Origin of the sequence: Mycobacterium sp. TKK-01-0059, assembly GCF_000709305.1 — a bacterium.
GTDB classification, from domain to species: Bacteria; Actinomycetota; Actinomycetes; order Mycobacteriales; family Mycobacteriaceae; genus Mycobacterium; species Mycobacterium intracellulare.
Genome location: NZ_KL446997.1, coordinates 181,797 through 207,189, shown reverse-complemented (window position 1 = coordinate 207,189; position 25,393 = coordinate 181,797). Strand labels below are relative to the sequence as shown.

The window sequence follows — 25,393 nt, the reverse complement described above, 5'->3', positions numbered from 1 at the left end:
GTCAGTCCCCCAACGTGTTCTCGCGCAGCCGCCGATACTGCGCGCCGACTTCGGCGATACCGAGCCGCGCCAGCGCATCGGCAACACGGCCCGGGCCGACCGCCGCGCGCGGGTGCCCATCAGTGGGCTTGGCGTGGATCCCTAACCGCGACATCACCGCGGTGAGCGTCAGCATCATCGACGCGCTTGGGCACGCCACCTTCATGCCTTGCCGATTGAAATGCGCCGCGGCATGCACCGCCCCGCGGCTGACCCCCACCGCTGCGGGCATGCCTTGCCCGAACAGCCAGCGACCATCACGAAACCCGTAGCGGCCCAACACGGTTTGCGGATTAGCGATGATGATGGTGCCGCCATCGGCGCCGATGTCGACCAACTCGACGTCCTTGTGCGCCAACGCCTGGGCCATCCACAAGGCGGTGGGCCCGTCGTCGAAGTGAATCCGCATCCGTTGACCGACACGCTCGGTGGGTGTGAACGCCAACACCGCCGCGACGTGGCGCGTACGCGTCTCGGGATCCTCACGCACAGCGCACAGATGCAGCCGGGCCGCAGACACGACCGCAGCGAAGTCCTGCGACTGCGGCCGCGGCCGCCGCGGGGGTGCACACCTGGTGGCGGTCATGCTGAAACCCCCAGCGTGGTGAGCTCACCTGAACCCGCATCCAGGCCGGCGATCTCCCCCAACCTGCCCATAGCCATGGCCCACTGGGTCTTCTTGCGGCGCTCAGGCACCCAAACGCCGGCATACAGCCCGCTCTCGGCCGCAGACACCACCGCGTCGCCCGCGCATTCCTGCCGCACCGGGCAGCGCCGGCACATCTGCTCGAGGTGGACCCGCACATCCTGCTTGGGCCGATGCTCAGGGGTCCACAACTCCGGGGCATCCGAGGTCTCCAAGTAGCACACGGCTTGCTTGCGCCACTGCTGCTCACGAAGCGTCATGATCATGACGCACGCCCCACTAGCGTTGGCGTGCTGGTGATTTCAGCGATCAACCGCACCGCCATGCCCGCTACTCGCGCGGCGGCGGGCCGGGCGGGGTCTTCGAAACGAATCGCTGACCACAGCGCGTCGTATTCGCGTCGCAGGAAGCCAAATCCCTCGTGGCTCGACGATAAGATGCGCCCTGCCGGGCCCACCGCCGCGCGCACTGCGCGCTGCTCGGCCATGGCGGCACGGCAACGGTCGCAGGCGGGCCCAACCGGGTTGTAGAGGTCGGCGATGAAACGGACGGCCATCGCGCCGACCTGCGTCGCCTCCAGGCGGGCATGATCAATTCGGTTGGCGCGCACGTCCTCCCAGAGCTCGTCAACCTCCTCGCCCAGCAGCATGGCGCCCTCTTCGACTGACCCCCAGATGCGCGGGTACTCGATCAGGCTTCGGGTCAACTCCGCCCAAATCGCCAACTCGGCGCACTGGTAGGGACCTGCCGGGGCCGCCAACAACTCGGCAGGTGTCGAGAGGTCTTCGAGGGTGCTCGCCTCAACGAGCAGCGCCGGTGTGCTCATATCAGCACCGCCTGCCGGTCCAGGCCCAGGTGCCGGACACACTCATCGCACGCCTCGTCACCAGGAACACACGGCCCACTGCACAGTAGGCAGGCGCTGGTGCAACTACGGCAGGCCCACTGGCCTTCCACCCGGACCGGCTCGATCGGCTCCCTGCCGCACAGCGGGCAGTCGGCGAAGACCGCGGGCGGGTGCCCAGCATCGCTGCGGGGGGCGGTTACGGCTGCGGCGGACGCGCCCAGAGGTGCGTCGGTGCACGTCAGCACCGTCGAACGGGCATTGAGAGTAGAAAGGCTTGATTCCGCTGATGGGTAGCCTCTACCCTGAGATTGACTCAGCAAAGTCATCTCCTCCTTCAGGGGGGAAGACCCTTGGGCGCGAAGCTGGTACCTTCGTCGTCCAAATCCCAGAGTTGGCCCCCTTCGGGGGGCTTCTCTGTTTCTGGGACAGGGTCATCGCTATTGACATGTACGAAAAGCGCCGCGCCAGCAGCGGGGCGCAGCTAGCTCAGCAGCCGTACCACCACCTTCGAAAAGCCCTGCGGCCCAAACAACATCACAGCACCCGGCCTTTCCCGACCCCGCTGTCGGCGACGAGTTGACACACAAGCCGGCGTTGGCGAGTGCTCAGCCGGACAAGATGGTTGGCCAACGCCGCGGCCTCGGTGCCGTCCTGCGCCATATCCCCCGGGTAGACGACCAACCGCGGCTCGCCGTCTGAGGCCGGAATCTCGGCAACGAACCCGAACCGGGCAACATCCTCACCACAGGCGTGCAGCTGCCACCCTTGACGCCGCAACCCCAGCGCCCACCAGTACGCGATCCGCACCCCACGGTCAGGCTGGTACACCAGCCCGGGAATCGGGGCCACGCACTTACGGATCGGCGCCGGCGCGCTCATCAAGCCGAGCGCGCGCAACAGGTCCAGGAGCTCGTCGAGCTGCTCACTCCACCCGAGGGCACCCAGGCGCCACACCGCTTCGGCCAGCAGGTTCGGAACATCATGCGGCAGCGCAGGATTGCGCTCGTTGCTGCGCACCACCTCGACCATGCGATACGAGGCCAGGCGCACACTCACCCGCGCCACCAGGTGGTTGGCATCGAAGCGCACGCCGAGCAGCAGATCTCCGCGCCGGCGCAGTTCAGTGGTCCACCAGTACACGGGACGCACGACCTGGGCGGGCTGCTTGATCCGCGAGCTGGGAACCGGGGCGAAGCATGGCTCGAACCCCGCAAGTGAGGGCATCTGAGGCGTCGGGCGATGCCCAAGTGCGTGAGGCAGTTTCACCGAATCCTCCTCATATCGCCGATTCCGGCCCAACCATACTCTAATCTAAGACGATAAAGTAAGACACTAGGATTAACAAGTTTGGGGAGCCCTCGGTGAACCTGTCTAGTTATGACGCGCCAGGCCGTAGACCTCGTATGACGCGTCGTGTGTTGCGCGGCTTCGACGCCGCGAGCTTCGCGCAGGTGCGCCGCGACAACGGCATCAGCGTCAGCGACCTCGCCCGGGTCGCCGACGTCTCGCCGGCGACCATCTTCAACTGGGAAGGCGGTAAGGGAACCCCTCAGGTGGATCTGTTGGCCCGCGTTATGCGCATCCTCGACACCCCGATCGAGCAGGTTGTGACCATTCCCGCCGACGAGCGCTACCCCGGTGACTGGCGTGTCCTCAAGGGGCTGACCCAGCCCGAGCTGGCCGCGGCCGCCAAGATCGCCACCACCACGCTGCGCGGCATCGAACGCGCCGACGCGGCCCTCACCGACACCAACGCGGCCAAGCTCGCACAACGGCTCGGAATCAGCGTCGAGGAATACCAAGCGGCCTACCAGCGCGCCCGCCAACGGCCGCCTGGCGCGCCGGTATAACGACGCCGACATCCCCAGCAAATCCCTGCCGCCGACATAGCCTCCATCGGTACGCGCCGCGCAGCTGTGCTGCGCGCGGGGCGGGATCGGCGCGCAACCAGCAGCCACAGCCACAACGGGCCTGCTGGCGAGCCTTTCCATTCCCATCGGTCCTCCGAACGCCCTATGCCTTTGCCTCAGCACTGCGGCTGGGTACAGAAAAATTCCAACAGGTCAAAAGCGGAAAGTCACGAAAGTGAGCAAAGGAAAAAACGACAACTCGCCAATAACGATTCGATAACAATCGCTGCGGGCGGAGCAGGGGCCGCGAATGGGACCAGCCGGTAAGCAGCAGGGATAGGGACGTAGCGCCGAGGGGTGCCCAGCGTGCGGTGGCGGTGCGCCGCGATGTGCTGGCGCTCTGTTTTGCCGCGCTGTTTTCTGGGGCCTTCGCGGCTGGCTTCGAGACGCTCACAGGGCGGGTCTCCTTGTCCGGGCCTGGTGGGTATGGTGCAGACGCTACCAACAAAAACACAGCGGCGCAATGGTTTGAAACACTGCGCTATGGTTTGCGCTGTGGTCTATCCCAAAGCATCCATGGCGGCACGGCAGCGCCCGGGGCTTCACCCCTTGGCTTGAACAGGCCCCGGCCCCTACCGCACCACTACTCGACATCGGTGACATAGCGACACAATGCGCGATCGGGCGGTCGTTCCGCGACGTCTTGCAGACCCGTTTAGTCGCGTACCAAGTCGTATTTCGTCCCGCCACACCGCGCGACTCGACGCGACTCGGCTACCGCGTCGCGCGGCCGCCGTTCAGGCAGCGCCGACGATGTCTGAGAGCGCGAGCGGCCCGTCGAACTGGTTACGCCCGGCGAGGGCGTCATAAACAACGGCGGGATCGTCCAAGGCGACCGCATGGAGGTCGACGCCCTCAACCGTCCGTGGATCCACCCGCACCCACCGCCACGGATGAGCCACTACCGCAGCATCATTGAGAAAACCGGTGTAGTAGCCGTCGAGAATCGTTTCACCGGGCAGCATCACAAGATGCAACGAGCCAAAGAAGTAGCGGTCGTTGTGATTACGGAAATGACCCATCAAGTGCCGGCCGAACAGCCGCGCGGTGACATCGGTTTCGTGCCCAGCCGAATGACCTTCAAACCGCGGCGCCGGCGGATAGTTACGCGACACCATCCCCGCCCCCCGCACGGTGACCGTCGACAAATCGACGTGCCGGTACCCGCCGCTGATGAGATATCCCGTCGCCCACACCCCTGCCAACAGCCCAGGGTCTAAGCCCGGCCCGATCCCGGCCAGCACATCGTCATCCACCGCAACAGACGGCTCGCGAGGCTGCTCATGGCCGAACAACTCTTTGGCAGTCCAGCCCGAAAACATCCGCTCGAGCACCACACAGTGATGCCCCTGGGGAAGGGTCCGCACCTGACCTCCGACCCAGCGGTAATACTGCGATTTCGTCGGCGGGACGGCATTACGCGGCAAGTCTAATTCCCGGGCCGCGCGCTTATATTCAGCGATGAATTCGGAGTACGCGTGCATGTGACGTTCGTCGAGAAGTGCCTTCAACAAATTCGCCACACAGCCAGCCTAGAAGCCAAAAGCGACTCTATGCGACTTCACCACGCGACTCGACGCGACTCTGAAAGACGAGAGAGGCCCGGAAGAGACATCGCGCTCGGCTAACTGGGCGCCGAGTGACCCTACGATGAAGACGATGACCGCCACCTCGCTGTTCAAAGACCACGCCAGCGCCTACGCCGCCTGGTCAGTGAAGAATCCGGTCAACACCCAATACGACCGGCCCACCATCCTCGAACTGGCCGGCGACTTGAGCGGAAAACGTGTTCTCGAACTCGGATGCGCCGCCGGCGGCCTGACCACCCACCTGGTCCAACGAGCCGCTGAGGTGCTCTCCGTGGACGCCGAGCCGCAAATGATCGAGCTCGCCCGTCAACGGGTGGGCACCGCGGCGCAGTTCAAACTGGTCGACCTCGACCAGCCCACCGACATCGCCCCAAGCGCCAGCGTGGACGTCGTCGTGGCCTCGCTCGTCCTGCACTACATCCAAGACTGGGCCCCGCTAATGCGAGAGCTTCACCGCTGCCTCCAGCCCGGCGGAACGCTGGTCTTCTCCCTGCATCACCCCATCACCGGATGGCTGTTGTCAGATCGCACGGACTACCACCGCACGCAGCTGGTCAGCGAGGAGTGGAACTGGGGCGGCCTCGAGGTCACAGCCCAGTCATACCGCCGGCCCTTATCGAGCATCTTCGGTGAACTCCGACGCGCAGGCTTCAGCATCGACACCGTCGAAGAACCACAGATCCAGCCCACTCCGGACATCGACGCCGAGCTGCTCCACGCCTTGAACACTCAACCGTTCTTCCTTTACATCCGCGCACAACGCGACTAACTACCGGCGATGGATTCTGCTGTGCGCGTGAAGATTTGCGGCATCGGAACGCTAGACGACCTAGCGGCCGCGGTCACCGCCGGCGCCGACGCAATAGGGCTGATCGTGGGCACCACACACCTCAGTGAGGACGAACTCGACATCGAACACGCCCAACACCTCGCCGCGGCCACCCCGGTCTTCGTTTCCAAGGTGCTCGTCACCCACCTCACCGACGCCTCCCGCATCTGCGAAATAGCCGACCTCCTCGGCGTCGACACCATCCAAGCCCACGGCGCCCTGACCCCCGCCGCCGCACGCGAACTATGGTGCCACCGCGCACACCGCCGCATCATCCGCACCGTGCACATCACCGGCCCACAGAGCCTCAACGAAGCCGACGAAGCAGCCACCGCCGCCCACGCGCTACTGCTCGATAGCCGCACCGAAACCCGCTTGGGCGGCACCGGACTCACACACGACTGGGCCACCAGCCGCCGCATCGTCGAACGCCTGCACCCACTCCCAGTCATCCTCGCCGGCGGCCTGGCCGCAGACAACGTCGGCCAAGCCATCCACGCCGTGCACCCATTCGGCGTCGACGCCAACAGCCGCCTCAAATCCGCGAACGGCCGCAAAGACCCCGCCGCCTGCACAGCCTTCGTCGCAGCTTCCGCCACCCGCGTCAGGTAAAAAGCCGCAACGTCGCTCTGCGGCGCTATCGTCGCCCCATGAGGCCAGCATGAGCACCCGGGCCGACACCACAAGACCAGGCGCAATCGACCTCGCGCCCGGCGTAGAGCTGCCACCTGAAATCGTGACCGCCGGTGTCGCGGTACTAGCCAACCGCGGCGGCGGAAAATCAGCCGTGACACACCGACTCGTCGAACTGATGTACACCGCCGGACTGCCAGTGGTGGTACTCGACGTTAAGGGCGACTGGTGGGGCATCCGCTCCAGCGCCGACGGCAAGAGCCCGGGCTTACCCTTCGTCATCTTTGGCGGAGACCACCACGACGTCCCCCTGGAACCAACCGCCGGCCAGTTACTCGCAGACCTCATCGTCGACGACCGGATCCCCGCTGTCCTGGACCTATCACACATGAGCAAGGCCCAAGCACGCACATTTGCCACCGCATTCGCCGAACGGCTCTACCACCGCAACCGCGACCCCCTCCACGTGGTGATCGAAGAAGCCGACGTCCTCATCCCCCAACGCGTATCAGCCGACACAGCACGCCTTTTGGGTGCAATGGAAGACCTCGCCAAACGCGGCCGCCACCGCGGTTTAGGCCTCACGGTAGTCAGCCAGCGCGCACAGGAAACCGCGAAATCCGTACTGGAACTCATGGAGACGGTGATCCTGCTCCGCATGACCGGCCCCCGCTCGATCAAAGCCGTCCAAGACTGGATCAATGTCAATGCCGACCAGGACGAGACCACCGCCCGCCAAGTCATAGCCTCCCTGCCGTCACTGCCCATAGGCGAGGGATGGGTATGGAGCCCCGGGTTTCTTCGAATCCTCAAGCGCACAAAGTTTCCGATGTTCAGCACCTTCGATTCGCACGCCACACCCAAGCCCGGACAAACACGGGTGATCCCGAAAAAACGCGCCGACATCGACCTCGACAAACTCGGCGCAGAGATCGCCGCAACACGAGAGCGCGCCCACCACAACGACCCCCACACTCTTCACACCGAAATCCAGTCCCTGCGCAGCCAACTCGCCGCCGCCACCGCACGCGCAGACCAGGCAACCCAGCAGGCATCCGCCTCCGCCCAACTCCTCGAGCAGCGCGAGAGCGAAATCGCCACACTGCGCGCACAACTGACCGACCTTCAGACCCGACGGCATGAAGACCCCCACGTCGTCAAGGCATTGCGCTCAGCGGCCGATCTGATCAACTCGGCACTGCACACCCTCACCACAGCCCCGGCACCGCCTACTGCACCAGCCCACGAGACAACGTCCTCGACACGTCCTGCCGAGCCCAAGCACCCGAGCCAACCACGCCCCACCAACGCTGCCACCGCACAGCACAACGGCGCCCCATGCTCCCCCACCAGCAGCGCCCAACCGGCCGAACCAAATAGTTACGCGCCGTTACGGTTTCGATCCGGAGCGCACCGCATGATCACAGCACTGGCCCGAATGGCGCCGCTGCGACTTACCAAATCCCAGTGGGCCACGGTCGCGCGAATGAAGCACACCGGAGGCACTTGGTCGACCTACCTCGGCCAACTGCGCCGCGCCGGGCTCATCGATGAAAACGACACCGGGTTCACCTTGACCGATGCCGGCTGGCGCTACGTCGGTCACCGGCCCCAACCAATGACCGCCCAGGAACTCCAGCAGCACTACCTCGGCATCCTGCGCGCCGGCGCAGCACGAATGCTGCAAGCAGCCATCGACGCCTACCCGAACGGACTGACCAGAGACCAGATCGCCCAGGCAGCTGATGTGAGCGTCAGCGGCGGCACCTTCTCGACCTACCTCGGCCAGCTGCGGCGCAACGGCCTCGTCGAACAACGCGGTGACCTCGTCGTCGCCACCGACGTCCTCATGCACGCAGCATCAGGCCCAAGCGACTCACTGCCACATAGGGATTCAGACTGGCCATGAGCTCAAAGGCGTGTTCAGTCTGTTGCTTTTAGGCGGTTCGGCGCAGCCTCAGAACGTCGTGTACCACGCAGCCGACGCGCTCGGCTGCCTCCGCGGCCGATAGCGTCGGATTGAGCAGAATTTGCAGCTCGTCTGCAGTGAACCTGGGTTCGGCATCCCAGGGTGCCTCATCCCACCCGGTTTCGCTGAAGCCGGAAAACAATTCGTCGCGCACAGCAATCCTCACGAAAGTTGATGCAGAAGGGGAGCTTTCGAGCGCCATTACAAGATAGCCATCGCCGAGCGCTCCGTGGGGCGTCATCGCCCGCATCGGAAGAACCGCTCGCGTCGATGGTACCGGCGCCACCTCCGTCAGTCATTTCGAGATGTCGGCTCAACGAACCTCCACCCGATCATGAATTCGGCCCAGCCACGCTCATGCGGCCGGGGCCGGCCGAGCTTCACCCAGGCTGAATATGGTTCGTCGAAGACCCAGCGAAACACCAGGCCGGTGTCGCCCTCGCCCAGCAGCGGTGCATCGTAGGCGGCGACGTAGCGGTGACCCGCCGCTGCAAAAGCAGCCGCGAAGGCCGACCACTCCCTGTCGTCCTCCCACCACAGCGAGCTGAGGGTGCCGGACTCCTCCAGCTCAGCAAGTGCCGCAACCTCGCTATGGGTGTCCACCGCGTGAACGAAACGGGCCCACCTCGGGTGGGGTCGCCGCGGCTTGCCGAGCCTTTCCCACAGCGCATGCGCGTTGTCCCAATGCCACGGCATCTCCCAGAATTCCCACGGATCATCCGGCCAGGCGTCGGACTTCGTGGCAGCCAGAACGCACGCGAACTCGAACACCGCGCGGCTGAAATCGCTCCACCGCCCACCTCTTTCATGCTCACCCATCGTGGCGTCCGCCGTGCATAGCAGTGTCAGTCACACCCGAGCGTGGTAATCACGCCCCCTTCTTGGGAGGCATAGTGCTCGGCGAGAGCGTGCTCGGCATCAGTGAACGCGCGGATCGCCTCGGGCCGGCCAGGAACTCGAACCAACATCGTCAGATCTTGGATTCGCGCGGGAGGCAGTTTCGGCGCCTGCCGACTACTGTGCAAAGGCTCAGACACCAGCCCATTATCGACGACCGAACCGACATCACCGACGCAACAGCTCGACGCCCCAAGAGGCAACCGCGGACGAATTGCTCGCCCTGTCATGAGACGGCGCTACGGTCGGCAACATGCACGCCACCGCCACTACAACCCGACGGCGCCGCGGCAGCCGGTGGGCCGTGGTTGCGGCCGCGGCGATCACTGTCGGCTGCGCCCACCTCGGTGTCAGCCAAGCCGGCCCAGCGGCGCCGCCGGCTACCGGCTCCGTGGCCGGCCTGCTCGCACAGGTACGCATCGTCGACCAGATCAACCCCGTACCCGGGTATGACCGCGGATGCGGCAAAGGGCACGGCTGTGTGTTTGGCCCCGCGTGGAATGACCCCCTCGATCACAGCGGATGTGATACCCGAAACAGGTTGCTACGCACAGCATTACAAGACATTGAGTACAAGCCGGGAACCCGGGACTGCAAGGTCATCGCGGGCCGGTTGGAGCCGGACCCCTACACCGGGCAAGCCGTCGACCTCAAACACGTCGCAGTCGATCACATCGTGCCCTTAAAGGCAGTCTGGGATGCTGGTGCGGCCCAATGGGATCTGCAGCAGCGCCGAATCTTCGCCAACGACATGACCGAGCTGATCGCGGTATCCAGCTCGGCCAACAGCAGCAAAGGCGACTCCACCCTGTCCGAATGGCTACCCGCGATTGGCAAATGCCCCTACGTGATCCGCTATCTGACCGTCACCGTCAAGTACCACCTGCCGATCACCGTCAAAGACCGCGCGGCCGCAACCGCGGCCTGCCGTCATCCCTGAACGCCTCACGGCCAACCTCACCAAGAGCATCGAAACCGTCCACCGCCGCACACTCACCCGGTAAAGCGCCGACCGACCGGCGGGTCGAGGATGGTGGCGCAGAATACCTGTATGCGGCTCGCCCACATCAAGTGCCCAATCGTCAGCGCCGAGGAAAACAGGCGCATCGTCTCAGAGGACGAGCTTCTATGAGCCGGCGGCGCGGCGCCCCGTGGGCGGCAACGAGCGTTCCGATCATCCGCCGGCAGTGGTGTAGCGCGCTGGACGCCACGGCGGAGATCTCGTTCGACCAGTACAAGGCCCCACCTCCGCCGAATGCCTCAGCACAAGACATCGCCACGGCGAAGAGAATCCAACGTCTGATCACGCGATTCGCCGATACCGCCCCCATCATCAGGGCCGAGGCCCAGGCCCTGCGCACCGCCGAGCTGTACTGGGTCTCCCGCGACATGGTCGACATCGTTTTGGATGCCGCGCAATCGCTACCTGAGTGGACGCCGGCAGCCGCGTTACCGGCGCCAACCGGCATGCTGTGCTGGGCGAAATCCGCGGGCACCGTCCCGTCTGGACTGCTGAAGCCCGAAGCGGTGGAGGCTGGGCTGAACAACCCGGCCTACCTGGCCCAAGGCCTCACCCCAGACGTAGCCACCATCATCGACATCGCCTGGGACGGCGTGTGGTGGTGGAGCAGACCAGATGGCCTACTCCAAATGGTGCCGTTCTCCCGCGAAGACCAAGACCCTGAGGTGTTGCGGCTCGCCGACACCACCTCCCCGGTCTGGGGGGCGCAAACAATCATGGTCAACCCCGACATCCCGCGTACTGAGGAAGTCCACAACACCGAAAGCGCGCACCCCTTCGTCAGCGCCGTCGGGGCGGCCTGGCTACTCATGGCCCAGGCCAACGTCGCCGAAACCCGCACCATCGGACCGCCTCGACCGCCAGAACCCCCACCAGCCGACACCGATGACGACCACCCGCCGGCAGAGCGACCGCCCCAAGAACCCTCAACCGTGACGATCGTCGATCTGCGTGCCCGAGCCGCCAGCTATGAACCCGGCGCCGAGCCCGGCCGCACCTACAACCACCGCTTCCCCGTCACGGGCCATTGGCGCCAGCAGGCCTACGGCCCCAACCACAGCTGGCGAAAGCCCAAATACATCGGCGACTACATCAAGGGCCCCAAGGGCGCCCCGCTGATCGCTCCCAAACCCCGGGTGCACGTGCTACGCAAAGGCCGCTAAGCAGTGACCAATCCTGAACAGCCGCAAGGCCTCAAACTCTCCGAGGCCGCGAAACTCTGCGGTATCAGCGCTGAAACGCTGCAGCTGCTCATTGCTGATGAGCTGCTGCCGCAAGCGGTGAGATCCGCGCGCGGGCACGCCTACCTGCCCGCGGCCAATGTGCCCACCTGGGAACACTGCCGCCAGCTCGTGGCGCGGCAGCGCGACCGACACCTGCAACGGGCCGCGGATCTGATCGCGCGGGTTGAGGTCGAGCTCGAGGCGGTGCGCAACGACATCGCCGAAGCACGTGAACACCCCGCAGAGCCCCTTGGCGTTGATCTCCTCGGCGCCACGAGCTACGCGACATACGGGAACACCACCACAACATTGGCGGCCACGCTGCAGCAACTCGACCTGGTGCGCATGCAGATTGTCCGCTATCACTCGGCGCTGCAGGCGATCGTCGACAACGACCGCGGCTACGGCTAAGGCGGCGGCCGCGGCTGGCCTACCAACGCGTCACCGGACTTACCGGGCATACACGCATTCGCACGGCCGCAATGATCAATTGACGACGGTGTCCGCTCCGGTTGTTACCATTCGAGCGTTGAACGAGACGAATGCGATTAGTCTGCGCAGCAATTGTTTTCGGCCGATCTGTTGTCTACCGCTCCCCGTCTGAGGTTCGACCCCGAAGGAAAGTAGCCGGAGCAAGGAGGATCATGATTACGCTTCTGGCCAGTCACAACGAAGAGCTGTACAAGGTGGAGCCTCGATGTGTGGCCGACATCGCCGACCTCGTCCGCGCCCACCAACTGCAAGTGCTGACCAGTACTGACGGCACGCTCGACTTCTGGTTCACCCACCACCCGTGGCTGCGGGTCAACCGTCACGCGACAGGGCTGCTGCTGGCCATCACCCGCTTCACCGCCCACGAGGTGCCCTTGCTGCGCGGCGACATCGTCATCGCCGCGCACGACAGCGCTGGTCAACCGACCAGCCTGACCGACACCCAGTTGAGCCGACTCGTCAACAGCGAACCCAGCCGGCGCGAGGAACGCATCCTGCACCGCCGCTTCGACCGAGACCTTCGCGCGCAACGCCGTACCCGTGCCACCGCCGAGGCCGCCGCCCGAAACTCGCTACTAGCGCGTGGTTTTGGGCGAACGCACCCACGCCGTAGCTGACGGTCGGATGGCCGCGCGCGTTATTGCGGTGTGGTCTGCCCGGGCAGCATGCTATGGGGGTTGTACGGCTCGGGAACCATATCTCCGTGCCACAGATAGATCCCTGATCCCGGCAGCCATTCGTCATACCCATAGGGCGGCAAAGGGTTCGGCGTAACGCCCGGCGAATACATCTTGGCGCCAGGGAAATCCGATTGCGGCACCCACACCCCGGACTTGGGGCTCAACTCAACGTATTGGATCTCGTTGCCGTGTTCGTCATAGAACGGCGCCGGGCCTAATTGGTTGGGCGGCAAGACTTTCACGCCCGGGATCTCATCAGACCGCACGAAACTGTGCGGAACTTGATCCGGATCTTGGGTCCTGTCGTAGATGTCAACCCACGGCGGCGCGTCCGCAGTGTTCGGCGGTCCCTTTCCGCCTTTCCCTGCAATGTAGGGCATGTGCCGTTTGTCGCCGGGCTTCCACGCCTTGGAGTCCTTGGAGTCCAACGGCGTAGCCGGCGAGTCTTTGCCTTGCCCCGTGCCGGGCAGATCAGTGGAGAAATCCAGTGCCTTCACCCGCTGCGCGTCCTGGCCGTCGACCCGGGTGTAGGTGTCCGCGTGCTCAGTGAGCCGCTGCGCGTAGGTGTTGAAATCAGCCACCTTGGCCTGCACCGGCACCTCAGCCTTGGCCAGACCGGCCGCGATCCCGACCGCGGTGGGATAACCCATCGGTCCGTGCGTGTCGATCACCTTCTGAACCTCGTCGACGGCCTGCGGCGAAATCTGCGCCGCACGCTGCGCCAACTCCGAATAGGCGCCAGCAAAACGCACCAAATCAGCCGGATTGACGTCTAACTCAGCCACACACGTCTCCTACCTGCACCAATTCAACAACTATCCCTGATTCTCCCCGATAGATGCGACACCAGGCGACACTTGCCCGCCAATTGCAGCGCCCTCTTTTCACGCCCGCCAGTCCACAGCAACAGCCGGCGCCGCGCACACCGGCCGCATCCGGTGCTGCGGCGCCGCCGGTACGGTTCAGCCACGATGAAAGCACGCCGCTCCCCCTGGCTCGACAACCGCGCCGCACTGCTGGTTTCCCTGCTCGCCGACCGGCACGGACTCACCATCAGCCAGGACACCGCCCGCCAGGACATCTCTGACGACCTCGACCACGTCGCCCGCCTCGTGCGCATCGGCCGCCAGGCCGCCAAGATCTACATCACCGACGACACAATCAGCACGATGGCCGACCGCATCGCCGCCGCCGTCGCCGAACACCAGACCGCCGCCGCCGCAGCTGGGGGCGGCGAGCACCAGGACGTCGACGTCGTGGACCTCGACACCGAACGCCGCCGGCGCCGCTGACACCATGAAACTGTCCGAGCCGATCGACCTGAGTGGCTTCACCGGCTGGGTCCCGTTCACCGCGCTGCCCACCGCCGCCGTGCCCACCGGCCCCGGCGTGTACGTGATCGTGCGGCCCACCGACGAACCGCCGACCTTCCTGGACACCTCGCCGGCCGGACACTTCAAGGGCAAGGACCCGACGGCGCCCGTCGCCGAGCTGCAGGCGCTGTGGGTGCCCGGCACCCGCATCGTCTACATCGGGAAGGCCAGCGCCGGCGCCAGCGGACGCCGTGGCTTGCGCAAGCGCCTCGACGAGTTCCGCCGATCCGGCGCCGGTGAACCGGTCGGCCACACTGGCGGCCGCCGCGTCTGGCAGCTCGCCGACCACGACAACCTGCTGGTGGGATGGCACGGCACCGACGACGGCGCCGCCGCCACCACTGAGACGGCGATGATCACCCAGTTCCGCGCCCACTACGGGCGTCTGCCGTTCGCCAACATGTGCGGCTGAGATGGGTGCAGCAGAGGGCGACACCACGCCGGCGCCGTGCGGGCATCGCGGCTGCCGAATCACCTCCGTGGAGCGGCGAGCAGCGGCGGCGGCCGCCGCAGTGCTCGACGACCCGGATCTAACCCGCGTATGCGATCAGGACCCGGCATTCACCGGCGGCCCGATTCCCGACTTCCACTCACGGCGCCACGTCGTCGAAGTCAAAGAGCTGACCAGTCGACCGCTGCGCGGCTTCGTCGCCGCCTACGACGCGCTGCCGGGCAGGTACATCGGCATCCCGACGTTCCATCACCTGTGGGCCGTGTCGCTGGACTTGTCGGCGGCTCACCAAGCCTATGAAGGCAGACCCGAGAGTCCTCGGGTGAAAACCCTGATCGACTCGCTGACACAGTTCATCGGCGAGCTGGAATCCCGTGGCATCACCGACGCGTTCACCGATCACGACAACTGGCCACGATTCGCGAAAATGGCTGGCTTCTATGGTCATTGCACCGTCCTTCCCGACACCGGGATGCAGCCGGGGATCCTGTTCACCGGCACCATGAGTGAGCAGCCCCGCACCACCCACCTCGACCACGACGTTGCTGCCTTCCTGCAGGACTGGCTGGACTCCGAGCAATCCGACAACGCCCGCCGGTCCCTGGCCGGCCGCGCCGGCGTGCACGTGCTCGCTCTCGTCGCCAGCCTGGACGGCCCCGCCTCGGGCATGATCCACACGTTGATGGAAAACCCCGGTACCGCGCCCACCGCCGCAGTGCGTCTACCGGCCGAGATCGACATACTGATCGCCGTCACCAACACCGACGTCCTTCGCTTCACCACCAGCGACGGCTGGTCACGCCAAAGCGTCCCGAGCCACATGTGAACAGGCGGCCGACCAATGTCAGCTACACACGGTCTCGTCGGCAGATTGAGCCACGACATACGACGCACCGGCGCAGAGGTCGATCAATCACCGGCGTCAGGTACGAATCCGGTGGCCCGACAACGACATACCTTCGGTCGAGCTCGGTTTGTGCCGGTGTTCAGGTCTAGGGCGCTGGCGCTGCGCTGTAACCCCGTGTAGCGGTCGGTCATTTCGGCAGGCGTTCCGCACTTGTGAGTGGTGTGGGCCAGTAACCGATGATGCCTGCGCCGAATTCGAGGTCGGTCTGTGGGAAGTCATTCCCGATGGCTAGAAGTGGCTCGTGCGCGAGTTGGGCGGTGGCATAGCTCATGCAGTCCCCGAAGTTGAGAGCGGCGGGGTGGTTGCCGCGGCCGTATTGGAGGTATGCCCGTTGGGCCGCGTAAGCGTGGTCGGTGGTGAATTCAACCACGCCGAGGTTGATTTCGCTTCGGAGGCGGTCGAATACGGTTCGCGCGACTGGGCCTTGTCGGGCTGTGAGCACGATAAGTGTTTCGGTCAGCGTGGGCGCGCCGATGACGGGATCGCGGGTGCCGGCAAGGGCGGCGGCGACCTGTTCGGCGGCGGGCTCGTTTTGGATCAGCGCGATGAGTGCTGAGGTGTCGACGATCAACGGTCAGACTCCCGTCTCGGGGTCATAGCCGAGGATCTGCTCGCGTTCCTGCTTGGTGATCGGTGTGTGGTCGGGCAGCAGGGGCCAGATTTCGGTCCGCACGACGTCGAGCAGATGGGTGACGCGGTCGCCTGCTTGGGCTTCGAGGAGGGCGAGCTGGGCTCGGAGGGCGTCGCGGATGGCCTGTGTCTTGTTGCGGTGGCCCATCCGGGCGGCGAGTTCTTCGGCGAGCAGGTCGACCTCAGGGTCCTTGATGTTTAGCGCCATAGGTAGATGGTACCACACTGATGCTGCTAGGTACCACACCCGCGGGTGAGGGCTCCGTTCCTGCGGCCACTCGCAGCTCCTCGCATCGGACGGTATCGCCGGTCGTGGGCACCACACGACAGGTCAGCTACTGTGCACACTGCGGTAGCGTCGCGTCCGCGCTGATCAACATCGGCCGGATCTGGACCGACAAGCGCAGTGCGCCAACGGCAATCGGACGGGCCCGCCTCCGTGGCGGCAAGCACCTCGTCGGTCTGATCACCGCTTTCCGCTGCCCAACCTGCGAACACGACCACGTCCTGGACCCGAACGGCCAGTCATGGGATCTCGACACCGACTACGGCGAGGACGGCTCCTGGGACATCAGCGCCAGCCCCTAGTCTGGCTCGTGGGACAGGACCACCGTGAACGTGCCGTTGCGCGGCGGATCGTCCGGATCGAATCCGAACACCTCGCACAAGCAGTCATCGCCACCCCACATCGAGCACAACTCGGCCCTGCAGCGGTTCCAACGGCAACCAGGGACGGCGTACTGCCTCATCGGCCGCCCACCGCCACCACCAACGCGGCGCACACCGCCGCCATCCTCGAATCCGCCAGCCGACCCAGCCGCGCCCCCAGCGCCGCCACCGGCACACTTTCCACCAAATCCAGATTCACCGCCGCACGCTGAGGCACCGGATCGTCACTCGGGTCGAGCACCACCTCGCTGGCCAGCCCCCGCACCGTCGTCGTGCACGGCGCCACGAGCACGCGCCGCAACTTCGGAATCGCCGCATCACGGGACAGCACCACCACCGGCCGCGCCCCCGAGCCCGGGATCTCGCACCACCACAGCTCACCGCGCGCCGGCAGGGTCATCGTCGACCCGCAGACCGGCGCCAGTCGGCGACCTCGCCCCACTGGTCGGGCTCATCGGCCGGGTGCTCGTCGTAGGCGGCGTAGCTCGCGTCGACCTCGGCGGCCCGGTTGGCGGCCAGCAGCGCGCCCAGGGCCTCGTCGAACAAGGCGTGGTCCTTGGCGCCGGCCCGCAGAGTGCGCGCGCTGGCGAGCAGATCGGCGTCGACCGTTGTGCTCACCCTGGTGCGATTGCGAGGCATGGCATAAGTGTGGCACGCACGCGGGACAGCAGGCAGGAGTCCGCGCTCACTGCGGCGGCTGCCGGAGGCGTCGTGCAGCAGGCTCAGCCCCACACGGGTCGCGGTGAGGGCCTGGCCGACGTCGTGGGTCCAATACCAGTAGCCGATGCCGACGGCCACGGCCGCAGCGGCGCGGGCGATCGCGCCCGCCGGCCACGCCCTTCGGATGTCGGTTCGGGGGTGGTCCTGGTGTTCGGTCATCGGCGTCCTTCCATGTGATCAACGGCGGCCCTTCTTAGGCCCACACCTACGAAGTACCGACCAGATCGACCGTTTCCGTCAGAACGATTCCGACGAATTTTTGGTCGGAACCCACCCGCGGTGCGGCCTACCCCGACACCGGAGTCAGCGTCATCTGGATAGGTGAGGCAGATCCTTCAGCGCAGCGCCCAGGTCCTCGATGAGCTCCTCAGTTGTCGCCGCGTTCAACGGTTCGTCGGCGCCGCCGCTGATCGGCCGGCAAGCCGCACGGCGGCGACCTCGTCACGCGGTGTGCCCAGGAAGTAGCGGAATCGGCCGCCGGCGTCGGCAGGCTCCCAAGGGTCGACGCGCTCGGGCGTCAAGGGCAGCAGCACAAGCTCCGTGCGACGTCCCCGGATCAGTCGTTGACCTCGATCGGCACGCTCTTGACGAACGTCGCTAGCTCGTTGACGTCGCGGTGCCCGTCGTAAGCGCGCAGCAGCCCGATGTACACGGGCTTGTCGAGATCCCAGTCGTACCTCAACTCGGCCGGATCCTGCGCCGCGACAAACACAAGATCGGCGAGAAACCTTGTCGTCCGTCCATTTCCATCGACGAACGGGTGGATCCGCACAGTCTCGGCGTGCACCGCGATACCCAACTCATGCGCTGACCAGTCCTCGGTGTGCTCCCACCGGTAGGCGATGGTGCCCAGCGACTCTCGCAGCTCGACAGCGATCCTCTCCGGCGCGACCCCGATGTTGAGCTCCAACCGGCGCCACTTCCCCGCCCACTCCCAAATCGGCCCGTACATGCGGGCATGCAGGTCTCGGACGAAGTAGTCCGTCAACAGCTCGTCAAGTGGCAACGACCCGTCGATCGCCGCCGCCATGAACTCCTCTTGGAGTTGGCCCTGTAAGGCCTGCTCCAGGTCATAGACGTCCGCGCGCGTCACGGGATCGCCGAGGACCTCGACGACCTCTGGCAGCAGTGCACTAAGTTCGTCGTGCGGAAGAGGGGTCTCACCGTAACCAGGGGCGAGAGGCATCAGCGCTTCGGCGGCTGCTGCTTTGCGAGGTAGGCCCTCGCTGCGGCCGATCGTTGGTGGCCGGCCGGAACGACCCGCCCCTCCAACTTGGCCGACGCCTTCACAGCGCGCATCGCAGAGCGTTTCACCGCAGCCTTCGACACCACGACCTTCTTCGGCGTTCTACGTTCCACGGGACACACCTCCTTGCCGACTCGACCAGCGTCGATGCTACCGGCCCCACGGGCGCCCACCTAGCCCGCTGCCCGGTCACGTTCCCTCCGCGCGCGTCGGGTGAGCGCCCTATCGGTTACTGCAGGCCGCCGAGTCACCCGGGCGCCCCGCATCACCTATCGGTGACCGCGTGGCCGGTAGAACCGTCGTCTGCCGCCCCGGCGTCAGGACGCATTGAGCGGCACGGCGTGGAGGCGCAGGTACTCCATCAGCGCTGGCTCGGGCCACCCGGAAACGCGATAGCGCCGCGGGAACCCCGCCGCCGTGGGCACGATCCCGACTATGTCGACGACCACGGAAAAGGGCACCACAAACCGCTCCCCGTTGTTACTGATGAACAGGATGTAGTCGACCTCGGGCAAGTCGTAGGTCACGCCTTCGCCCCACACCGTGGCCGAGGCCAGACCATGTCCGGTCTCGATGACCTGCGCGGCCGCCACATACACCGCGACCAGGTCCTCCTCATAGGTCCGCTTCAAAAATTCCGTCTGCTCCTCGTACTGGCGAAACGCCGCACACGTTCGCGCCCGCACCGCCAGGCTCCGCAGCGGATGCGGACCAGCCTTGTCGAAGGGCACCAACCGCCCACCCCGGACCGTGAATCCCTCTGGCGAGACCGGCCTTTCGGCCTCGCAATACATCTTCTCGGCAACCTCGAAGAACTTCGCCCCCTCCTCAGGGTCATCGCTACCGATGAGCAAGACGTCTTCGCTGGGCACAAACGCCACCGGGCGGGGCCCCTCAGGCCGGCCGAACCCTGCCAGCCATCCGGGTGTCAAGATCGCCGAGCTGATGTAGGTCGCCTGCTCGACGTCGTAGAAGGCCGGCGCCTCGGTGCACGACACATCCGTGCTCACAGGGTGAAGGGCCGCAACATTTTCTCGGCCCGCGGCGAACACCTCACGCCAGCCCACCCCCCATAGCGAGGTGTTCTCGACCGTGACAATGAGCCGGGCCTGCGGGAAATCCACCGCCACCAACTCATTGGCGAACGCTGACACCGGCTGCCGCCACGCGACCGCCTCACCATCTCGGCGCAAGCTGGCGTAGGTGGCCGGCCGCAAGATCGACCGCAACAACGGCCTGGCTTCCTCCCAGGTTTGCGGCGGGTCAGGCAGCGCCGCGAGAGCCATCAGCGCTCTCCGATCGCCAGGACCGGGTCGCCCGGCTTGATTACCAACGGCGGCTCCGTGTGGGCTACCAGCTGCGCCAAGGGCGAGTCGGGGCTGTAGGACACCTCGCGGCGCGTGATGTCGCCGCTGGCATCCAGGATCAAGTTCGTCAGGATTTGCACCAACGTCTCCTTGCCTGCCCTGCCGCCGCTGGGGCCGGTATCGGTCACGCCGAAACCTGTTGCAGGCAACGGCCACACGGTGCCCCGCGAGTCGCGGAACATGCCGCCGTTGCGCTCGTAGAACAGTTCGGTCAGTTGGCCAGTCGCCGGCACCGATCGGCCCACCGTCGAGTAGATGGTGTCAGCGGTCACCACAACCCAGCTGTGCGGATTGAGCGGGTCCCGGTAGGCCATCGTGGCCGCCGCGGACTCACGGTGGCCACGGGCCTTCCAGAACCCGAGCTCGGAGCCATCAGCAGGCTCTAGGCGAGTCATCCATTCCTCTGCCAAGGGATTCGACGTGATGGGGATCGGAAGAACACCGGAGATCGGGCTATGACCAACCAGCAGCCTGAGGACGTCGGCGGCGACCGCCTCATCGTCGCAATTCTGGTGCAGCAGCACCGCCACCTCCGCCTCGGTGATCTGCACCGCCGGGCGGCTAAGGTCGACATCGGCTACCGCAGCATGCAGCAGACCACGCCGGGCGGGTAGCTGTTCGCGATTCTCATCACCGATGCAGCCCGATGCCGCCTCGCGGTTGAGAAACTCGATCGCACGGCCCACCAGAGAGGTGACGTATTCCGACGTGTCCTTGGTGACCAGAGCGGCTAGCCGACGCGGATCCGGCCACTCCCCCACCCGGGCTCGGATCCGCTGCACCGGGGCACCCGGCTGCCAGGCCGCGATCGCGTCGACATTCCGCAACACGGGCGGCCACCACGGAAGATCGACCCGCAGGAGCCCGGCCACCTCGAACCACCCGTAGCTGGTTCTCTTGCGGTGGCGTTCTGCTACGGCGACGTAGGGCGCTGAAGCGCCGTCGTTGGCCCTGTGGGTCGACATTTCCGGCAGGCACACCGCTGTGGCCCACGGCAGGCGCGCCAACAACGGTTCAGCGAGCCGATAAAGTTCGTTTTCGTGCTGCTCGTGTCCGGCATAGGCCACCGCGACCGGGCCCCGTCCATCGCCGGGCTGCCACGCGTGCACGGCCATCCCGTCGACAACCTGACCGAACAGGAACGTGGCCGGGGCCAGCGCCGCGGTGAACGGATACAGCCGGGGAACCTGGTCTTGGAGTTCTGGTTGGTGCAGCAGAATGTAGTTGTAAATCGTTGCGCGCGACCACCGTTGAGTAACGCCAGGATCACGCTCAGGGCCCGGCAGCAGGGTTGCGCGCCGCAGCAGGTCTGCCGGGTCGCCGACATTGAGTAGCATGGCGACGTCGCCGGCGGACAGCGTGTGCTCTGACCACCGGGTGCCCATCATCCGCAGCCAGTAGGCGTCGTCTTGGTCGATTCGATCCTGACTCATGCTGACCCTCCCGCGGGTGTGAGTTCGAAGTAGGCATAGACGTGTACTTGCCCGCCGCCCGCTGCGGGCTGGAGGGCGTCCTGCATGCCCACGGCGAGGATGTGTGTGGGGTTAAACCACTGCTGCACCCGGTTGGTGCGCGACCACAGCGCGAACGCGAGGTCCTCACCGTTCGGCCTTGTTTGCCCAGCATTGTCAACACGGAATGTCGGTGCGGACAGGTAGCCGCCAACGCTGTTACGCACTGCGTCCCAAATGAATTCACCCTTGCTCGCCAAGAACCGCTCCGCGGTCGGACGATATCCCGGCTCGATCCCGGCCGCGAATTGGCGCAATACCGCCTCGACACTGGCGCGGTCGGGCCCGGGCACGGCATCGATCGGATAGGCTGAGCCGACAAACGGATATTCGGGCAGGCTGGCCAGTGAGGCCGGCTTGCGCGCGAGCGTGTACTGCGCGCAGAAATAGACTGCAGCCGCAACGATGACCAACGCTGTTGCCGCCGAAGCCCATAGCTTTTTTGACCGGTTCATCGGTTTGTCGCGGCGTGGAGACCCGTGGCTTTAGCCGCGGGAGGAAACGCCGCTTCTCCTTTCACTCTGGTGTCGGTGGTGGGGGTTAGGTTGCGGGGGTGTCGCGTTATCGGTTGCTTCCCGCTGCTGGTCAGGTGGTGGGGTTGGCTGAGCATTGCCGGCACGCCCGGTATGTGTGGAATTTGGCGGTCGAGCAGCAGCAGTTTTGGCAGCCGGGCCGTCGCGTGCCGGGCTATCACGAGCAGTGCGCCCAGCTGACTGCCGCGCGCGCCGAATATGGTTGGTTGGCTGCCGGTTCTCAGACCGTGCAGCAGCAGGCGCTGCGGGATTTCGCTCAGGCGATGCGCAGCTTTTTCAGCGGGACGCACCGACGCCCGAGGTGGCGTAAAGCCGGTGTGCACGAGGGATTTCGGCAGGTCGGGGTCAAACCGCAGCACGTCGAGAAACTCAATCGACGGTTGGGCCGGGTGTGGGTGCCCAAGGTCGGCTGGGTGAGATTTCGCCTGACCCGCCCCGTGCCCGATGGCGTGAAGTCCTACCGGGTTACCCGTGACCGCGCCGGGCGCTGGTATGTGTGTTTTGCCCATGTCCCTGAGCCGATTATCGGGCCTGCTGACGGCTCGGTCATGGGCATTGACCGCGGCGTCACGGTGGCCGCGGCCTTGTCGACCGGTGAGCTGCTGTGTGTGCCCGGGCTGAGCCGCGGTGAAGCTGTGCGGTTGAGGGTGCTCCAACAGCGGCTCGCCCGCGCGCAGCGCGGCTCGAACCGGCGAGCCCGCACCAAGCTGGCTATCGCCAAACTGAAAGCCAGCGAGGCTGCTCGCCGCAAGGACTGGGTGGAGAAGCTGACCACTGATCTCGCGCGGCGGTTCGACACCATTCGTATCGAAGCCCTCGATGTGCGGGCGATGACGCGCAGCGCGCGAGGAACCATCGAACAGCCCGGGCGTCACGTCGGGCAAAAGCGCGGGCTTAGCCGCGGCATCAGCCGCAGCGGTTGGGGAGTGCTCGCCGCGCGGCTGCAGCACAAAGCTTACGGTCGGGTCGAGCAGATCCCGGCCGCATTCACGTCGCAACGTTGCTCGGCGTGCGGGCACGTCGCTGCCGGAAACCGCAAGAGCCAAGCGGTATTCGACTGCGAGTCCTGCACCACAGGTCCGTGCAACGCCGACGTAAACGCTGCACGCAATATCGCCGCCGGACGGGCGGTGACAGCACGGGGAGACCTCGGCACTAGCCGGTCTATGAACCGTGAACCTCAACACTGCGCTCCTGCCGCATAGGTAGTAGGGAAAGGTTGGAATCCCCTGGCTTCAGCCAGAGGAGGACGTCAATTCCCCAGTTCTCCAATGTTGACGTTGAATGTCGGATGGGTTCCTAGTCCGCCGAGCTTGCCGGTCGGCCCGGAGCCGATGACGTCGCCCAGCCGAACCTGGATCAGCGGGTTGCCCGGATCGTTGGGGTTGCCTCCCCAGGGGTTACGCAGTGTCAGTTGGGCGTCGCTGCCGCTGCCGCTGATGCTTTCGACGATGTAGACGTGAGTGTTCAGCAGTGGGCCACCGGTGGGGGTGGTCGAGATCGTCACGGGTTGATGACTTGCCAGCGCCCCAGAGATCGACTGATCGATGTGCTGATTGGTCCACCACACCTCCCGCGGGTCGATGCTCACACCGCGGTTACCGGTCAATGCCTGCAACGCATCTGGTGCTGAGCCGCCGCGCCCGATCCCGTAATCGAGTGCATGTCCGAGGTCATCGCCAGGGCATTGCATTTTCGCGTACGCCGACTCCATCACGCTGGGCCACAACGGCGCATTGGGCTGCCCGTTATCCAACCAACTGGCTCCGTGATGGTCGATATCGGTCTGGATGTCGTCTTGGGTGACCGTAATGTGTTGCCATGCATGGCCGTTCCACAATGTCACATCAAAGGAGTTGTTGTCCTCGTCGAAATGGACCCGGTCTTTGATCCACTGAGGGTTGGCCTCCGCGATCGCCCCGATCGTGGCGTCGAAGTAGCAGTCACCCACGCTGTCCTGCTTGATGTCGGCCGCCGAGGGCGGGTGAGGGAACAGATCCTTATCGGTCCAGCGCCGGTGAAACTCGATGCCACCGCCGGTGTCCAGGGGAAGCGGTCCTCCGTCGGTGCCGGGCCCGCGTTCACCGAAGCCCGCTTCGTGGACATCGCCGGTGTGTCCGTTGGGCGGAGGGTTGCTGGGATCGAAGTCAAGACCGTCGAGTTTCGCGGCTCCGCCGCCGTCGGCGGTGGTGTAGGTGGCGGCATGTTCAGTCAGGCGCTGCGCATACGCGTCGAAGTCGTCGACCTTCGCCTGCAGTGGACCTTCCGCCTTCGCGAGCCCCGCAGCGATCCCGACCGCGGTGGCATAACCCATCGGGCCGTGGGTGTCGGCGATGCGCTGCACCTCCTGGGCTGCCTGCGGGGAAATTTGTGCTGCGCGCGTGGCCAGCTCGGAATAGGCGTCGGCGAATCGCAACAGGTCAGCTGGGTTGGCATCGAGTGCACCCACGCCCCGCCCTCCTACCTGTTGTTTCGACAGCCCCGATTGTCGCCGACGACTGCGACATCGCGCGGTGTAGGCTGCGCCGGCCCCTGCGCCGCGAGGACTATCGCTGGTACCACGATAGTACCGACAGTGGTACTATTGTGGTACCGGAAGGGAGGGTGAGATGCCGGCACTCAATATCGACTTCACCGACGAAGAACTCACACTCGTTCGATCTGCGGCCAGCGATTCGGGCGCATCCATGCGTGCCTTCGCCAAGCAGGCGATCCTCGACAAGGCCAGCGACCGAGAAGGCCGCGTGCGCGCGCTCGCCCAGCAGATCGCCGAACGCTCAGCCGAGCTGAATCAACGCCTGGCGTGACCGACTACCCAACTACCGCCGAGGTCCTCATCGCCGCAGAGTACGCCTGCGGGTTCCGCCCCATCGTCAGAGACGCAGGCCTACTGGAGTCGAGCCTAATGCGGCCCACCGCAACGGTATTCGGACATGACGCCTACCCCGGCATCTGGGACAAGGCCGCAGCACTCTTGCATTCGTTGGTCACGACGCAAGCACTCGCCGACGGCAACAAGCGCACAGGCTGGGCAGCGTGCTGGCTGCTGCTCGGCCTCAACGGACATCGGATCTCAGCGACCCTCGACGTCGACACCGCCGAAGCCTTTGTCCAATCGATCGCCGCCAACGAACTCACCTGGGAACAGATCGCCGAACGACTCCCCGAGTTCGCAGAAATGAGCTCTCCCAGGCTATGACCCGGTGGCCGG

32 protein-coding genes are annotated in these 25,393 nt (G+C 65.5%); 15 read left to right on the top strand and 17 right to left on the bottom strand.

Translation table 11 applies throughout. The features are described from left to right. Position 1: 1 nt before the first annotated feature. The 4 genes from K883_RS26115 to K883_RS26100 all read right to left on the bottom strand — a co-directional run bounded on the left by K883_RS26115 (position 2) and on the right by K883_RS26100 (position 2,798). Positions 2-625 carry a hypothetical protein gene (locus K883_RS26115; RefSeq protein WP_036456545.1) on the bottom strand — a complete coding sequence of 208 codons (624 nt, stop codon included), beginning with the start codon at positions 623-625 and terminating at the stop codon, positions 2-4. Next, positions 622-945 carry a WhiB family transcriptional regulator gene (locus tag K883_RS26110; RefSeq protein WP_036456684.1) on the bottom strand — a complete coding sequence of 108 codons (324 nt, stop codon included), beginning with the start codon at positions 943-945 and terminating at the stop codon, positions 622-624. Before K883_RS26110 ends, K883_RS26115 begins: the two co-directional genes overlap by 4 nt. 2 nt (positions 946-947) lie before the next feature. Beyond that, complete coding sequence (locus tag K883_RS26105) at positions 948-1,511, bottom strand: hypothetical protein (RefSeq protein ID WP_081914440.1); 564 nt, start codon at positions 1,509-1,511, stop codon at positions 948-950. A 555-nt stretch (positions 1,512-2,066) separates the two neighbouring features. Further along, positions 2,067-2,798, bottom strand: coding sequence for a hypothetical protein (locus K883_RS26100; RefSeq protein WP_036456543.1), 732 nt, complete (start codon positions 2,796-2,798; stop codon positions 2,067-2,069). Positions 2,799-2,935: 137 nt separating this feature from the next. Here K883_RS26100 and K883_RS26095 point away from each other — a divergent pair, with 137 nt between their 5' ends. Then, positions 2,936-3,382: a helix-turn-helix domain-containing protein gene (locus K883_RS26095; RefSeq protein WP_051701225.1), complete on the top strand. Its 447-nt coding sequence runs from the start codon at positions 2,936-2,938 to the stop codon at positions 3,380-3,382. A 797-nt stretch (positions 3,383-4,179) separates the two neighbouring features. Here the strand turns inward: K883_RS26095 and K883_RS26090 are convergent. Next, the gene (locus tag K883_RS26090) at positions 4,180-4,965 is read right to left on the bottom strand and encodes a hypothetical protein (protein ID WP_156035729.1); all 786 of its coding nucleotides are present in this window, start codon (positions 4,963-4,965) and stop codon (positions 4,180-4,182) included. Positions 4,966-5,101: 136 nt separating this feature from the next. On the opposite strand from K883_RS26090, the gene K883_RS26085 reads away from it, so the two are divergent. From K883_RS26085 to K883_RS26385, 3 genes are read left to right on the top strand one after another with little or no spacing between them, the layout of a single operon-like run. Continuing rightward, entirely contained in the window at positions 5,102-5,800 is a 699-nt protein-coding gene (locus K883_RS26085; RefSeq protein WP_179945141.1) for a class I SAM-dependent methyltransferase, read from the top strand. 21 nt (positions 5,801-5,821) lie between these two features. Continuing rightward, positions 5,822-6,472 (top strand): phosphoribosylanthranilate isomerase, encoded by a 651-nt coding sequence (locus K883_RS26080; RefSeq protein WP_255359017.1) that lies wholly within the window; start codon positions 5,822-5,824, stop codon positions 6,470-6,472. A gap of 49 nt (positions 6,473-6,521) precedes the next feature. Continuing rightward, complete coding sequence (locus K883_RS26385) at positions 6,522-8,402, top strand: ATP-binding protein (RefSeq protein WP_051701224.1); 1,881 nt, start codon at positions 6,522-6,524, stop codon at positions 8,400-8,402. 28 nt (positions 8,403-8,430) lie between these two features. Here the strand turns inward: K883_RS26385 and K883_RS26070 are convergent, their stop codons facing one another. Next, positions 8,431-8,616, bottom strand: coding sequence for a hypothetical protein (locus K883_RS26070; protein ID WP_036456680.1), 186 nt, complete (start codon positions 8,614-8,616; stop codon positions 8,431-8,433). Between the two features lie 137 nt (positions 8,617-8,753). Then, complete coding sequence (locus K883_RS26065) at positions 8,754-9,281, bottom strand: hypothetical protein (protein WP_156035727.1); 528 nt, start codon at positions 9,279-9,281, stop codon at positions 8,754-8,756. A gap of 331 nt (positions 9,282-9,612) precedes the next feature. Between K883_RS26065 and K883_RS26060 the strand changes: the two genes are divergently transcribed. From K883_RS26060 to K883_RS26045, 4 genes are all read left to right on the top strand, one after another. Then, positions 9,613-10,299, top strand: a complete 687-nt coding sequence (locus K883_RS26060) for an HNH endonuclease family protein (RefSeq protein ID WP_036456531.1) — start codon at positions 9,613-9,615, stop codon at positions 10,297-10,299. 188 nt (positions 10,300-10,487) lie between these two features. Continuing rightward, positions 10,488-11,543 (top strand): hypothetical protein, encoded by a 1,056-nt coding sequence (locus tag K883_RS26055; RefSeq protein ID WP_036456528.1) that lies wholly within the window; start codon positions 10,488-10,490, stop codon positions 11,541-11,543. A 3-nt stretch (positions 11,544-11,546) separates the two neighbouring features. Then, positions 11,547-12,014: a MerR family transcriptional regulator gene (locus K883_RS26050; RefSeq protein ID WP_036456525.1), complete on the top strand. Its 468-nt coding sequence runs from the start codon at positions 11,547-11,549 to the stop codon at positions 12,012-12,014. Between the two features lie 233 nt (positions 12,015-12,247). Then, positions 12,248-12,712 carry a hypothetical protein gene (locus tag K883_RS26045; RefSeq protein WP_081914439.1) on the top strand — a complete coding sequence of 155 codons (465 nt, stop codon included), beginning with the start codon at positions 12,248-12,250 and terminating at the stop codon, positions 12,710-12,712. A gap of 20 nt (positions 12,713-12,732) precedes the next feature. Here K883_RS26045 and K883_RS26380 read toward each other — a convergent pair whose 3' ends face one another. Continuing rightward, positions 12,733-13,560 (bottom strand): type VII secretion target, encoded by an 828-nt coding sequence (locus tag K883_RS26380; protein ID WP_081914438.1) that lies wholly within the window; start codon positions 13,558-13,560, stop codon positions 12,733-12,735. Positions 13,561-13,746: 186 nt separating this feature from the next. Between K883_RS26380 and K883_RS26035 the strand changes: the two genes are divergently transcribed. The 3 genes from K883_RS26035 to K883_RS26025 are packed head-to-tail and all read left to right on the top strand — an operon-like array spanning position 13,747 to position 15,425. Continuing rightward, positions 13,747-14,067, top strand: coding sequence for a hypothetical protein (locus K883_RS26035; protein ID WP_036456522.1), 321 nt, complete (start codon positions 13,747-13,749; stop codon positions 14,065-14,067). 4 nt (positions 14,068-14,071) lie between these two features. Beyond that, positions 14,072-14,560 (top strand): hypothetical protein, encoded by a 489-nt coding sequence (locus K883_RS26030; RefSeq protein ID WP_036456520.1) that lies wholly within the window; start codon positions 14,072-14,074, stop codon positions 14,558-14,560. Position 14,561: 1 nt separating this feature from the next. Further along, positions 14,562-15,425: a hypothetical protein gene (locus K883_RS26025; protein ID WP_156035725.1), complete on the top strand. Its 864-nt coding sequence runs from the start codon at positions 14,562-14,564 to the stop codon at positions 15,423-15,425. 208 nt (positions 15,426-15,633) lie between these two features. Here K883_RS26025 and K883_RS26020 read toward each other — a convergent pair whose 3' ends face one another. After that, a complete protein-coding gene (locus K883_RS26020) occupies positions 15,634-16,077 on the bottom strand; it encodes a type II toxin-antitoxin system VapC family toxin (protein ID WP_036456515.1) in 444 nt (147 codons plus the stop codon). A 3-nt stretch (positions 16,078-16,080) separates the two neighbouring features. Next, positions 16,081-16,344 (bottom strand): type II toxin-antitoxin system VapB family antitoxin, encoded by a 264-nt coding sequence (locus K883_RS26015; protein WP_036456513.1) that lies wholly within the window; start codon positions 16,342-16,344, stop codon positions 16,081-16,083. Between the two features lie 104 nt (positions 16,345-16,448). On the opposite strand from K883_RS26015, the gene K883_RS26010 reads away from it, so the two are divergent. Continuing rightward, complete coding sequence (locus K883_RS26010) at positions 16,449-16,724, top strand: hypothetical protein (protein WP_051701222.1); 276 nt, start codon at positions 16,449-16,451, stop codon at positions 16,722-16,724. Between the two features lie 157 nt (positions 16,725-16,881). Here the strand turns inward: K883_RS26010 and K883_RS26005 are convergent, their stop codons facing one another. The 6 genes from K883_RS26005 to K883_RS25980 all read right to left on the bottom strand — a co-directional run bounded on the left by K883_RS26005 (position 16,882) and on the right by K883_RS25980 (position 22,104). Continuing rightward, positions 16,882-17,205 (bottom strand): type II toxin-antitoxin system PemK/MazF family toxin, encoded by a 324-nt coding sequence (locus K883_RS26005; RefSeq protein WP_036456511.1) that lies wholly within the window; start codon positions 17,203-17,205, stop codon positions 16,882-16,884. After that, positions 17,202-17,684, bottom strand: coding sequence for a hypothetical protein (locus K883_RS28505; RefSeq protein ID WP_304413423.1), 483 nt, complete (start codon positions 17,682-17,684; stop codon positions 17,202-17,204). The genes K883_RS26005 and K883_RS28505 overlap by 4 nt, the downstream gene beginning before the upstream one ends. A gap of 397 nt (positions 17,685-18,081) precedes the next feature. Then, positions 18,082-18,711: a Fic family protein gene (locus tag K883_RS25995; RefSeq protein WP_036456509.1), complete on the bottom strand. Its 630-nt coding sequence runs from the start codon at positions 18,709-18,711 to the stop codon at positions 18,082-18,084. 377 nt (positions 18,712-19,088) lie between these two features. Next, positions 19,089-20,057, bottom strand: coding sequence for a DUF1444 domain-containing protein (locus tag K883_RS25990; RefSeq protein ID WP_036456507.1), 969 nt, complete (start codon positions 20,055-20,057; stop codon positions 19,089-19,091). Further along, entirely contained in the window at positions 20,057-21,571 is a 1,515-nt protein-coding gene (locus K883_RS25985; protein WP_036456505.1) for a hypothetical protein, read from the bottom strand. Before K883_RS25985 ends, K883_RS25990 begins: the two co-directional genes overlap by 1 nt. Continuing rightward, positions 21,568-22,104, bottom strand: a complete 537-nt coding sequence (locus tag K883_RS25980) for a hypothetical protein (protein ID WP_156035721.1) — start codon at positions 22,102-22,104, stop codon at positions 21,568-21,570. The genes K883_RS25985 and K883_RS25980 overlap by 4 nt, the downstream gene beginning before the upstream one ends. 98 nt (positions 22,105-22,202) lie before the next feature. On the opposite strand from K883_RS25980, the gene K883_RS25975 reads away from it, so the two are divergent. After that, positions 22,203-23,387: an RNA-guided endonuclease InsQ/TnpB family protein gene (locus K883_RS25975; protein WP_255359016.1), complete on the top strand. Its 1,185-nt coding sequence runs from the start codon at positions 22,203-22,205 to the stop codon at positions 23,385-23,387. A 47-nt stretch (positions 23,388-23,434) separates the two neighbouring features. On the opposite strand, the gene K883_RS27815 is transcribed toward K883_RS25975, so the two are convergent. After that, complete coding sequence (locus K883_RS27815; RefSeq protein WP_051701221.1) at positions 23,435-24,631, bottom strand: C2 family cysteine protease; 1,197 nt, start codon at positions 24,629-24,631, stop codon at positions 23,435-23,437. Between the two features lie 160 nt (positions 24,632-24,791). Between K883_RS27815 and K883_RS25965 the strand changes: the two genes are divergently transcribed. Both K883_RS25965 and K883_RS25960 read left to right on the top strand, forming a co-directional pair. Further along, on the top strand, positions 24,792-24,989 hold the full coding sequence (locus tag K883_RS25965; RefSeq protein ID WP_036456500.1) for a hypothetical protein: 198 nt from the start codon (positions 24,792-24,794) through the stop codon (positions 24,987-24,989). Further along, positions 24,986-25,381, top strand: a complete 396-nt coding sequence (locus K883_RS25960; protein WP_036456498.1) for a type II toxin-antitoxin system death-on-curing family toxin — start codon at positions 24,986-24,988, stop codon at positions 25,379-25,381. The genes K883_RS25965 and K883_RS25960 overlap by 4 nt, the downstream gene beginning before the upstream one ends. Positions 25,382-25,393: the final 12 nt, after the last annotated feature.

Coding starts and splice junctions, on each gene's coding strand:
- K883_RS26115 (WP_036456545.1), bottom strand. CDS start 625: ATGACCGCCACCAGGTGTGCACCCCCGCGGCGGCCGCGGCCGCAGTCG.
- K883_RS26110 (WP_036456684.1), bottom strand. CDS start 945: ATGACGCTTCGTGAGCAGCAGTGGCGCAAGCAAGCCGTGTGCTACTTG.
- K883_RS26105 (WP_081914440.1), bottom strand. CDS start 1,511: ATGAGCACACCGGCGCTGCTCGTTGAGGCGAGCACCCTCGAAGACCTC.
- K883_RS26095 (WP_051701225.1), top strand. CDS start 2,936: ATGACGCGTCGTGTGTTGCGCGGCTTCGACGCCGCGAGCTTCGCGCAG.
- K883_RS26085 (WP_179945141.1), top strand. CDS start 5,102: ATGACCGCCACCTCGCTGTTCAAAGACCACGCCAGCGCCTACGCCGCC.
- K883_RS26385 (WP_051701224.1), top strand. CDS start 6,522: ATGAGCACCCGGGCCGACACCACAAGACCAGGCGCAATCGACCTCGCG.
- K883_RS26065 (WP_156035727.1), bottom strand. CDS start 9,281: ATGGGTGAGCATGAAAGAGGTGGGCGGTGGAGCGATTTCAGCCGCGCG.
- K883_RS26060 (WP_036456531.1), top strand. CDS start 9,613: ATGCACGCCACCGCCACTACAACCCGACGGCGCCGCGGCAGCCGGTGG.
- K883_RS26055 (WP_036456528.1), top strand. CDS start 10,488: ATGAGCCGGCGGCGCGGCGCCCCGTGGGCGGCAACGAGCGTTCCGATC.
- K883_RS26045 (WP_081914439.1), top strand. CDS start 12,248: ATGATTACGCTTCTGGCCAGTCACAACGAAGAGCTGTACAAGGTGGAG.
- K883_RS26035 (WP_036456522.1), top strand. CDS start 13,747: ATGAAAGCACGCCGCTCCCCCTGGCTCGACAACCGCGCCGCACTGCTG.
- K883_RS26030 (WP_036456520.1), top strand. CDS start 14,072: ATGAAACTGTCCGAGCCGATCGACCTGAGTGGCTTCACCGGCTGGGTC.
- K883_RS26025 (WP_156035725.1), top strand. CDS start 14,562: ATGGGTGCAGCAGAGGGCGACACCACGCCGGCGCCGTGCGGGCATCGC.
- K883_RS26015 (WP_036456513.1), bottom strand. CDS start 16,344: ATGGCGCTAAACATCAAGGACCCTGAGGTCGACCTGCTCGCCGAAGAA.
- K883_RS26005 (WP_036456511.1), bottom strand. CDS start 17,205: ATGACCCTGCCGGCGCGCGGTGAGCTGTGGTGGTGCGAGATCCCGGGC.
- K883_RS28505 (WP_304413423.1), bottom strand. CDS start 17,684: ATGACCGAACACCAGGACCACCCCCGAACCGACATCCGAAGGGCGTGG.
- K883_RS25995 (WP_036456509.1), bottom strand. CDS start 18,711: ATGCCTCTCGCCCCTGGTTACGGTGAGACCCCTCTTCCGCACGACGAA.
- K883_RS25990 (WP_036456507.1), bottom strand. CDS start 20,057: ATGGCTCTCGCGGCGCTGCCTGACCCGCCGCAAACCTGGGAGGAAGCC.
- K883_RS25985 (WP_036456505.1), bottom strand. CDS start 21,571: ATGAGTCAGGATCGAATCGACCAAGACGACGCCTACTGGCTGCGGATG.
- K883_RS25980 (WP_156035721.1), bottom strand. CDS start 22,104: ATGAACCGGTCAAAAAAGCTATGGGCTTCGGCGGCAACAGCGTTGGTC.
- K883_RS25965 (WP_036456500.1), top strand. CDS start 24,792: ATGCCGGCACTCAATATCGACTTCACCGACGAAGAACTCACACTCGTT.